The organism is Cohnella caldifontis (assembly GCF_029360585.1).
Taxonomy (GTDB): domain Bacteria; phylum Bacillota; class Bacilli; order Paenibacillales; family Paenibacillaceae; genus Cohnella; species Cohnella caldifontis.
In genome coordinates this window covers 1-1,530 of the sequence record NZ_JAQZSJ010000047.1, presented here as the reverse complement: position 1 = coordinate 1,530, position 1,530 = coordinate 1, and the positions used below count along the sequence as shown (strand labels likewise).

Here is a 1,530-nt window from a genome sequence, read left to right as displayed (position 1 = left end):
TTCACTGGCGTTGCATAAACACTGACATCAGCGCGTCTGTTTCTTGAAAATGTATATTGGTGTAAATATTTACATTCGATTTTTCTACGCACATTCTAAAAAGGGAACGTGTACACAAATGTAGGTTGCGTCATCCATTTAATGGATATTTGAGTTACGCTTGTTTCTTTGGCTGCTGCACAATTGCCACGCCACAGCTTTCAGGCTTCAACGGTTTTGGTGGATCTTTTCGCTTTTGACGTCCCTTTGTTTTTCCTGAAGGTCTTTTGCTTAGAGCCTCTAGGAACGCGTTCCAGCTTCGGAATGCATACACACGTATCAACCGAAGTACTTCCCATGTCGTTTTCGGAGCACGTGTCTGCATTCGCAATAAGAACACCAGATTATAGGCAATCATTGCAAGCAAGATGTGGTTCCAAACCGCTTGCGGCTTGTAGCTGTAGAGTTTCGCGAATTTCAAGTGCTGCTTCATCCACTTGAAAAACAGTTCGATTTGCCACCGCTGGCGATACAAATCCGCGACTTCCCGTGCCGAGAGATCAAAGCGCGAAGTCGCAATGCGGTACAGCCGGCCTTGCTCGTCATGAAATTCCACAATCCGCACGGGGTGCTCCATAGGGACCGAAGAGGATGGACTACCCAGATAACCAATGGCGTCTCTCAGCAGGTTAGGGTCAGACGGGTCTGTCGGATATTCTTCAAGCACCTGCCTCAGCTGGTGGCGCTCCTTGACCCGAATGAGAAACCGACATTTCTGTACCAACCACTGATCCATCCGTTTATAGGACACATAACCGCGATCCATAATGTACGTCGCATTTGGATCAACAACGAGAAGACCCGAGCCTTCGTAGTCGCTCACTTTACCGGTCGACGGTACAATTCGGTCAGGAAATGAGGAGCCGTCCGACAAAACAGCCAATCGTGTATGGACCTTGACACCGCTTCGGTGCTTCGTCACATACGTCCAATCGGCTAATTGGTGCGGCAAACGAAGATTAGTGGAATCGACAATAAACAAGGGTTCCTTCGGCAGCTTCTTGTGGCTTGCAGCAGTTTGGCGAATACGCGAAATTCCTGCATGGCATAAGGCTTCTAGTACGCAACTTGGAAAATCTTCAATACGGCGGCAAAGCTGTGAAGCGCTGACCGTGCAGCCGACTTCCTGTTGAAGAGTAGAATCAGCTTCCAGTTCAAGTTGGATGCGACGGAGAGAATCCCAATGACCGAGCTGCGCGGCAATAAACACTTTGATCAGGCCTGCGCTTTGTAATTTCCGGACATGATGGTCCAAAAAAGGAGCAGCAAAATCGGCAAGCGGCAACAAAGACAAGCATTGACGAATGGTTGTAGAATCCGGTACACTCAAGGGGCTGAGTTCTCCTTTGTGAGTTGTGTACGGATTGCAACCTACACTACCACAATAGGAGAATTTTTTATGGCCATCCACGAAAATACATCATTAAATTACAAAAATAGTAACTAATAGAAGAGAAATTTTTCGTGTTAGCTTATATGCAACGCCAGTGA

The 1,530-nt window shown here is 47.3% G+C and carries 1 protein-coding gene; it reads right to left on the bottom strand.

Annotated elements, in window-relative coordinates; all coding sequences use genetic code 11:
* Positions 1-154: 154 nt before the first annotated feature.
* Entirely contained in the window at positions 155-1,369 is a 1,215-nt protein-coding gene (locus tag PTZ19_RS25250; protein ID WP_276358473.1) for an IS4 family transposase, read from the bottom strand.
* Positions 1,370-1,530: the final 161 nt, after the last annotated feature.